The following is an 8,474-nucleotide window of genomic DNA, read 5'->3' on the forward strand; positions in this document are numbered from 1 at the left end:
TCCCGGTGATGGAGCCGCTGTGGTTCGTGCCGGTGGCGGTGGCCTGCGGCAACGCGGTGGTGCTCAAGCCGAGCGAGAAGGACCCGAGCGCGGCGCTGCTGCTGGCGGAGTGGTTCGCCGAGGCGGGCCTGCCCGACGGGGTGCTGAACGTGGTGAACGGTGACAAGGAGGCGGTCGACGCGTTGCTGGACCACCCGGAGGTGCGGTCGGTGTCGTTCGTCGGCTCCACCCCGATCGCCCGGTACGTCTACCAGCGCGGGACGGCCGCCGGTAAGCGGGTGCAGGCGCTCGGTGGGGCGAAGAACCACATGGTGGTGCTCCCGGACGCCGACCTGGATCTGGCCGCCGACGCGGCGGTCAACGCCGGGTTCGGTTCGGCGGGGGAGCGGTGCATGGCCATCTCGGTGCTGGTGGCGGTGGAGCCGGTGGCGGACGAGTTGGTCGAGCGGATCGCCGAGCGGATGACCGGTCTGCGCACCGGCGACGGTCGACGGGGCTGCGACATGGGCCCGCTGGTGACCGCCGCCCACGCGGCGAAGGTGCGCTCCTACGTGGACGCGGGTGTGGCCGCCGGCGCGGTGCCGGTGGTGGACGGGCGGGACGTGACGCCGGACGGCGACCCGGACGGTTTCTGGCTCGGCCCGACGCTGTTCGACAGGGTGACCCCGGACATGTCGATCTACACCGACGAGGTCTTCGGACCGGTGCTGAGTGTGGTCCGGGTCGGCTCGTACGACGAGGCGGTGGAACTGGTCAACGCCAGCCCGTACGGCAACGGCACGGCGATCTTCACCAACGACGGCGGCGCGGCCCGCCGCTACCAGCACGAGGTGGAGGTGGGCATGGTCGGGATCAACGTGCCGATTCCGGTGCCGGTGGCGTACCACTCGTTCGGCGGCTGGAAGTCGTCGCTCTTCGGTGACCTGCACGCGCACGGTGAGGACGGGGTGCGGTTCTTCACCCGGGGCAAGGTCGTCACCAGTCGCTGGTTGGATCCCCGGCACGGCGGGGTCAACCTCGGGTTCCCCACCCAGACCTGAGCAGTCGCAGCACGCCCGCCCCGGCCAGGTACGCCACCAGCGCCGGGACGGGCGTGCCGAGCGGCTCCGGGGCCCGCTGCGGTGTGGCGCTGTTGATCAGCAACGCGGCCACCACGGCGGCGTAGCCGGCCACCGCCAACGCCGCCCGGGCGGGGCTGCCCCGGGTCCGGCGTCCGGTGCGGTGCCGGGCGCTGCGCGCCTCCACCGGGCCGAAGATGGCGACGAGCGCCACCAGGACGGCGCTGAGCAGCAGCAGCCAGGGCACCCGCCAGGCCCACCAGGCGGCAGTGTCGACCGCCGGGGCGGGCAGCGTCCCGACCGCGTCGAGCATCCCGATCAGCAGGATCGCGGCAGTGAGGTGCCAGAGGAAGACGGTCAGCACCACCAGGTTGACCCCGATCACCAGCTGCCACGGCCCGGTGCGCCGTAGCAGCCGCTCCGCCGGGCCGCGCAGCAGCAGGATCACCCCGAGCTGGCCGGCGGCGACGGCCAGCAACGCGAGGCTGGGCGGCGCGCTGTTGTCGAACCGTTCGTCGGGCACCTTGAGCATGACCACCGGCCACGGGCCGAGCACGGTGAGCAGCAGCGCCGCACCAATCCCAGCGGTCAGGAACACCAGGCCGGCCCGGCGGGAGGTGGGCAGCCGTCGTCGGCGTACCCCGGGACGGTCGGGTGTCGACGGCCCGGCGGCGTCGGCCTCGGCGGGTGGTGGCGCGGTCTGGCCGGCCGGGCCGGTCGACGGCTGCGGCGGCGCGGCCCGACCGGCGGGTGGCACGGTGCGGGTGTCGTGCCAGGCGAAGCCGAGCTGGTGGACGGCGAGCCATCCGAACAGGTAGTTGCCGTAACTCAGCTCCTCCGGCCCGATCAGCCGGCCGAGGTCGCCGAGGCCGACCAGAACCACCAGGACCAGCGGCACGGCCAGGCCGAGACGGCGGTGCAGCGCGTACATCGCCGGGGTGAGCACGACCGCCGCCAGGTAGGCGACCAGGAACCAGAGCGGAATGGTGGCGAACCAGACGACCTCGCGGATCCGGGTCGGCTCGGCACCACGCAGCCAGGCGGCCGCCGCCGCGGCGGTGAGCACCAGCAGCAGTGTGCTGGTGGGGCGGACCAGGCGGGCACTGCGGTCGATCAGCCAGCCGGGTGCGTCGCCGCCGCGGGCCCGCAGCCGGGTCAGTGAGGCCGCGTTGGCGTACCCCCCGACCAGGAAGAAGACCGGCATGACCTGGGCCAGCCAGGTCAGCGGGTACGCCCAGCGCAGGTCGCCGAGTGCGGAGTGACCGGTGGCCTGCCCGGCGGCGTCGCGCCCGATCACCGTGACGCTCCAGTGTCCGACAACGACCATGGTGATGGCGAGCGCGCGGAGCAGGTCGACGTACCGTTCCCGCCCAGCCGGGGTGTGCTCGGCCAGCTGGCGCAGACGGCGCATCGCCTCAGGCTAGGCGACCCGGCGACGGCTGGTGGTGATAACGGTTCGACAGTCAGGACTTGAAGTCCGGGCCCGGCTGTCGTAGAAATTCTTCAGCAACAGAGCATGAACTGAAGAGAATCACCGCGCCTCGCGCGGCGGACGCCTCCCCCCACACCGGCGGCCGCCCGACCCGACCCGAGGAGAACCCATGAACAGGCGTGACATCCTGCGGCGCAGCGCCGCCGCCGGCCTCCTGGCCACCCCCGCCGCCGGCCTGCTGTCCGGCTGCGCCACCAGCGGTGGCGGTGACAAGAACGATGCCGAGACCTACCAGGGCACCAAGAGCGCCCAGAACCCGCTCGGCGTGAAGGAGGACGCCCCACTCGAGGTGGTGATCTTCGGCGGCGGGTTCGGTGAGGAGTACGCCAAGGCCCACGAGGCCATGTACACCGAGAAGTACCCGAAGGCGAAGATCAAGCACTCCTCCACCCAGGAGATCAGCAAGACTCTCCAGCCACGCTTCGTCGACGGCACCCCGCCCGACGTGGTCAACAACTCCGGCTCCGGCCAGATCGACTTCAACGGGCTGGTCAGCCAGAACGCCCTCGCCGGCCTCGACGAGCTGCTGGCCGCCCCGAGCCTCGACATCCCCGGCAAGACGGTCAAGGAAACCCTGCTGCCCGGCGCCGTCGAGGTCGGCTCCTACGACGGCAAGTTCCTGGTGCTCAACTACACCTACACCGCCTACGGCATCTGGCACTCCGCCAAGCTCTTCGCCGACCGCGGCTGGTCGTACGCGAAGACCTGGGACGACCACATCGCGCTCTGCAAGCAGATCAAGGCCGCCGGCATCGCCCCCTGGACGTACGCCGGCCTGCACCCGCGCTACATGAGCTGGCCGCTGATCTCCACCGCCATCAAGCTCGGTGGCCCGTCGGTGGCGACCGCCATCGACAACCTGGAGCCGAACGCCTGGAAGTCCGACTCGATGCGGACCGCCGCCGACGCCTGGCACCAGATCGTGAAGGACAAGTACATCCTGGACGGTTCGTCCGGCCTGGACCACAAGCAGTCGCAGACCGCCTGGTGCCAGGGCAAGGCCGCCTTCATCTCCTGCGGCTCCTGGCTGGAGAGCGAACAGAAGGACGTCACCCCGGCCGGGTTCAACATGACCATCGCGCCGACGCCGAGCCTCGGCAGCGGCGACAAACTGCCGTTCGAGGCGATCCGGGGCACCGCCGGGGAACCGTTCATGGTGCCCGCCAAGGCCCGCAACGTCGCTGGCGGCCTGGAGTACTTCCGGACCATGCTCTCCAAGAAGGGCGCCCAGGACTTCACGAAGAAGGTCGCCAGCCTCACCGTGGTCGCCGGCGCCACCGAGGGTGTCGAGCTGCCGTACGGGCTGAGCACCGTGGTCAAGACCCTCGACGCGTCCGGCGCCAACGGCTTCAACTGGGTCTACAACAACTTCTACCGCAAGTTGGAGCGCAACCTCGTCGACGCCGCGTGCGGCGAGTTCTTCAGTGGCCGGATCGGCCCCGCGGAGTTCCTCGAGCAGTGCCAGAAGGGCGCCGACTCGATCGCCCAGGACAGCTCGATCAAGAAGTACAAGCGAGCGGCCTGACCGCCCGGCCGGTGGGGGAGACGCCCTTCCCCACCGGCCGTACCCCCTCGGAGAGGTCCACCTCGTGAAACATGGCAAGTGGCCGCTGATCGTCACGTTCCTGGTGCCGCCGGTGCTGTTGTACGTCTTCTTCGTCGTCTCGCCGTACCTGCAGGCATTCCAGATCTCCACCACCGACTGGCTCGGCTACTCGGCCGACGCGAACCCGGTCGGCCTGGCCAACTTCAAGGCCCTCTGGCACGACGACTACGTGTGGAACGCGCTGAAGAACAACGTGATCCTGTTGGCTCTCGTGCCGGTGCTGACCATCGTGCTGGGGCTCTTCTTCGCGACCATGCTCGCCATGGGCGGGCGCAAGGGCAGCGCCGGCGTGACCGGCGTACGCGGTGGCGCGCTCTACCGCACCGTCTACTTCTTTCCGCAGGTGCTCTCCGTGGTGATCATCGCGCTGCTCTGGAAGGAGGTGTACCACCCCAACAAGGGGCTGCTGACCAGCGCACTGCACGGTCTCGGCCTGCCCTCGCCGACCTGGCTCGGCGACCCGGCGACCGCCTTCTGGTGCGTCCTGGCGGTGATGGTGTGGAGCAACGTCGGCTTCTACGTGGTGCTGTTCGGCGCGGCGATGTCGGCAGTGCCGAAGGAGATCTACGAGGCGGTGCTGCTCGACGGCGCGTCCCGGTTCACCACCCTGCGTCGGGTCACCCTGCCGCTGCTCTGGGACACCGTCCAGGTCGCCTGGGTCTACCTGGCCATCTTCGCCCTGGACGGGTTCATCCTGGTGCAGCTCATGACCAACGGCGGCCCGAACTTCTCCACCGACGTGATCGGCGTACGGATGTACGACACCGCCTTCGGCAGCGAGACCAAGTTCGGCTACGCCTCGGCGATCGGCGTGGTGATGTTCTTCCTGACCCTCTCGGTGGCGGTGCTGTCGCTGCGCATCGGCCGGCGCGAACGGATCGAGTACTCGTGACCACTCTGGATCAGCCCACCACGACCGCCCCGACCCCGGTCGTCCGCCGGGACCGCCCGGTGCGCCGGGAACTCGGCGTGGCCAACACCCTCTCGCACGGCTTCCTGCTGGTCTGGGGTCTGCTCACCGTCCTGCCACTGCTGTGGATGTTCATCAGCTCGTTCAAGACCAACGGTGAGATCCTCGCCGACCCGTGGAGTCTCCCCGGCGCATTGCACCTGGACAACTGGGCGCGGGCCTGGACCGGCGCGCACATCGGCCGGTACTTCCTGAACAGCATGGTGGTGGTCGCCGGTTCGGTCAGCCTCACCATGCTGATGGGGGCGACCGCCGCGTACGTCTTCGCCCGCTACGAGTTCCGGGGTCGCCAGGTCGTCTACTACCTCTTCGTCGGCGGCCTCATGTTCCCGGTGTTCCTCGCCCTGGTGCCGCTCTTCTTCGTGGTCCGCAACGCCGGCCTCTTCAACACCTGGCTCGGGTTGATCCTCGTCTACGCGGCGTACTCGCTGCCGTTCACGGTGTTCTTCCTGACCGCGTTCTTCCGTACCCTGCCGACGTCGGTGGCGGAGGCCGCGCTGGTCGACGGCTGCGGCCACTTCCGGCTCTTCTTCCGGGTGATGCTGCCGATGGCACGTCCGGGACTGATCAGCGTGGCGATCTTCAACTTCCTCAGCCACTGGAACCAGTTCCTGCTGCCGCAGGTGCTGTTGCAGGGCGACGAGTCCAAGTGGATGCTGGCCCAGGGGCTGTTCGCGCTCTCGGTCAGTCAGGGCTACGCCGGTGACTACGCCCGGCTCTTCGCCGGACTGAGCATCGCGGTGCTCCCGGTGCTCGCCGTGTACGTGGCGTTCCAGCGTCAGGTGCAGGCTGGCCTGACCGCCGGCCAACTCAAGTAGCGGCCCGCCACCCTGACCGATAACGACCACCCGGTGTGCGGCCCGAACACGACCTCCCGCCCGACCCGGCCGCGACCCTCCGCCCGGTCCGCCCGACCCCCTCGCCCGGTCATGATCGTGCTCGATCCTGGATGTAGTCCCCTCCTCGTGGCACGAGGCCACTACTTCCTGGTTCGAGCACGATCATGACCGGCGCGCCCGGGCCCGATGCGACGCGAGCGCGGGGGCGGTGGGGGCGCGGGGCGGCCAGGTGCTGGCGGCCGGGTGGTGGGGTGTGGTGGGTCAGGGGGCGGGGAAGAGGCGGGCGTGCAGGGCTGCGGGGTCGGTGACCTCGGGTAGGCCGCGGGCGGCGAGCCAGGCCGCGGCGGCGGCCCCGTCTCCGGCGGTACGCACCGGCGCGTCCGGCCAGCGTCGGGCGATCTCGGCCCGGACGGCGGTGGCGAGCGGGGTGTCCGCGGTGAGCAGGCCACCGCCGAGCACGACGGGTGTCACCGCCCCGGCGGTGCGGATGCGACTCACGCTCTCGGTCAGGTGCGCGGCGGCTTCGGTGATCAGCGCGGTGGCGACCGGGTCGCCGTGGGCGGCGGCGTCGACGACCAGCGGTGCGAGCCGGGCGAGTTCGACAGGGGGTCGACGGGTCACCGTCTGGATGGTGGCGTCGACGGTGTCCCGGGGGCGGGCGGCGACGTCGGCGCTGCCCAGCAGTTCGGTGAGGACGGTCGTGGCCAGCGCGCCTGGGGCACGCCCCGCGTCGAGATCGGCGAGTAGCCGGCGTACCGCTTCCCGGCCGAGCCAGAAGCCGGAGCCGGCGTCGCCGAGGAGCCAGCCGTGGCCGTCGGCGATCCGGTCGAGCCGCAGGTCGTGGACCTGCGCGGTGATTGCCCCCGTGCCGGCGATGAGGATGGTGCCGTCCGGGGCGGCGGTGCCGGAGGCGTAGGCGACCAGGGCGTCGCCGTGCACCTCGTACGGGCAGCGCAGGCCGGCGTCGCGCCAGGCCTGATCGAAGGCGGCCCTTCCGGCCGGGTCGGCGAGCAGCCGGCCCGCTCCGGCGAGACCGATGGTGCCGGCGGCGGCCCGCGCCGGGTCGACGTCGGCGAGCGCCTCGCGCAGTGCGGTCAGCAGCTCGGCGGCGGCGCGTTCGGCGCCGTGACTGGTGGGGTTGCCGCCGCCGGCGCGGCCGGTGCCGACGCGGCGCCCGGTGAGGGTGAGGACGGTCGCCCGGGTGGACGTACCGCCGACGTCGAGCCCCACCACGACGGTGTCGGACATCGGCACGGGTCTCCTTGCGTGGAACGGCGATCTGGCTTGTTCATGCTGGTCGGCGGCGTGGTGCGGGGCAAGTGGTGGGGGCCGTGCGGGGCTGTGCGCCGGGTAACAGTTTGAAAACTTCGCCCACGGTCTTGACATAGAGGGGCGTCTAGTAAGAACTTTTACCACTAACGGTTAACAGTCTTTTCGGAAAGTTGAGGCGACTCATGGTTGATCACGAGGTGGACACCGCCGCTGGGACCGCGGTGGTCGACGCCGACGTGATCGACCGCAGAACCTCGCCCTCCGACGGGGTGCTGGCAAGGGTGCGCAACGGGCTCGGGGAGTTGACCGGCGCCCTGCACCGGGTCGCCGAGCACGTGCTCAGCGACCCGGAGGCCGCCGCCCGATCGACAATCGTCGAGCTGGCCGAGCGCAGCGGCACCTCACCGGCGACCATCACCCGGTTCTGCCGGGCGATGGGCTTCGAGGGGTACGCCGACCTGCGACTGGGCATCGCCTCCGAGACCGGGCGGGCGCGCTCGGCCGGTTGGACGGTCGACATCGGACGGGAGATCCAGCCGAGCGACCCGCTCGCCCGGGTGCTCGACCAGATCATGGCCGCCGACACCCGAGCCATGCACGACACCGCCACCCTGCTCGACCTCGGCGAGGTGGAGCGGGCCGCCGTGGCGATCGCCGGCGCCAGCCGGGTCAACATCTTCGGCGCCAGCGGCAGCGCCCTGGTCGGCGAGGAGATGCAGTTCAGTCTGCACCGCATCGGGGTGGCGGCGTGGGCGTGGAACGACGTGCACGAGGGGCTGGCCAGCGCCGCCCTGCTGCGACCGGGGGATGTGGCGCTCGGCATCTCGCACACCGGGCAGACCCGGGAGACCATCGAGATGCTCGCCGAGGCGGGCAGCCGGGGCGCCACCACGCTCGCGCTCACCGGCTTCCCCCGCTCGCCACTGGCCGAGCTGGCCGACATCGTGCTGCTCACGGCCAGCCAGGCGACCACCTTCCGGCCGGACGCGCTCTCCGCCCGGCACCCCCAGCTGGTGGTGCTCGACCTGCTCTACATCGCCGTCGCCCAACGCACGCACGACCGCGCGCACGCGGCCTTCCGGCGGACCGCACAGGCCGTCGACGGACACAAGTCGGCGAAGCGGCCGCCGGGAAGCCACCCGCCGCAGCCGACACGAGGTTTCCCGACAACATCCGAGGGAGCCGACTCATGATCAGCGCCCAGGGGTACGCGGACGCCGTCCGCCCGGTGCTCGAC

The 8,474-nt window shown here is 71.0% G+C and carries 6 protein-coding genes and 1 pseudogene; 5 read left to right on the forward strand and 2 right to left on the reverse strand.

Annotation, left to right across the window (positions count from 1 at the left end; genetic code table 11):
• Positions 1–1,040: CoA-acylating methylmalonate-semialdehyde dehydrogenase (gene mmsA / locus KBX53_RS13650; protein ID WP_210859589.1), on the forward strand; the 1,040-nt coding region annotated here is incomplete at its 5' end.
• Here mmsA and KBX53_RS13655 read toward each other — a convergent pair.
• A complete protein-coding gene (locus KBX53_RS13655; protein WP_210859591.1) occupies positions 1,012–2,469 on the reverse strand; it encodes an acyltransferase in 1,458 nt (485 codons plus the stop codon). The genes mmsA and KBX53_RS13655 overlap by 29 nt on opposite strands.
• A 190-nt stretch (positions 2,470–2,659) precedes the next feature.
• On the opposite strand from KBX53_RS13655, the gene ngcE reads away from it, so the two are divergent.
• From ngcE to KBX53_RS13670, 3 genes are all read left to right on the forward strand, one after another.
• A complete protein-coding gene (gene ngcE / locus KBX53_RS13660) occupies positions 2,660–4,075 on the forward strand; it encodes an N-acetylglucosamine/diacetylchitobiose ABC transporter substrate-binding protein (RefSeq protein ID WP_210859592.1) in 1,416 nt (471 codons plus the stop codon).
• A gap of 64 nt (positions 4,076–4,139) precedes the next feature.
• Positions 4,140–5,048 (forward strand): carbohydrate ABC transporter permease, encoded by a 909-nt coding sequence (locus KBX53_RS13665; protein ID WP_030337772.1) that lies wholly within the window; start codon positions 4,140–4,142, stop codon positions 5,046–5,048.
• The gene (locus tag KBX53_RS13670; protein WP_030337773.1) at positions 5,045–5,944 is read left to right on the forward strand and encodes a carbohydrate ABC transporter permease; all 900 of its coding nucleotides are present in this window, start codon (positions 5,045–5,047) and stop codon (positions 5,942–5,944) included. The genes KBX53_RS13665 and KBX53_RS13670 overlap by 4 nt, the downstream gene beginning before the upstream one ends.
• Before the next feature lie 282 nt (positions 5,945–6,226).
• On the opposite strand, the gene KBX53_RS13675 is transcribed toward KBX53_RS13670, so the two are convergent.
• Positions 6,227–7,213, reverse strand: a complete 987-nt coding sequence (locus tag KBX53_RS13675) for an N-acetylglucosamine kinase (protein ID WP_210859593.1) — start codon at positions 7,211–7,213, stop codon at positions 6,227–6,229.
• 206 nt (positions 7,214–7,419) lie between these two features.
• Between KBX53_RS13675 and KBX53_RS13680 the strand changes: the two are divergent.
• A pseudogene (locus KBX53_RS13680) lies at positions 7,420–8,358 on the forward strand (MurR/RpiR family transcriptional regulator); the annotation flags it as partial.
• Positions 8,359–8,474: the final 116 nt, after the last annotated feature.

This window comes from Micromonospora sp. M51, assembly GCF_018070305.1.
Classification (GTDB): domain Bacteria; phylum Actinomycetota; class Actinomycetes; order Mycobacteriales; family Micromonosporaceae; genus Micromonospora; species Micromonospora parva.

Excerpts from the sequence above, each read along its gene's own strand:
- KBX53_RS13655 (WP_210859591.1), bottom strand. The coding sequence starts at position 2,469 with ATGCGCCGTCTGCGCCAGCTGGCCGAGCACACCCCGGCTGGGCGGGAA.
- ngcE (WP_210859592.1), top strand. The coding sequence starts at position 2,660 with ATGAACAGGCGTGACATCCTGCGGCGCAGCGCCGCCGCCGGCCTCCTG.
- KBX53_RS13675 (WP_210859593.1), bottom strand. The coding sequence starts at position 7,213 with ATGTCCGACACCGTCGTGGTGGGGCTCGACGTCGGCGGTACGTCCACC.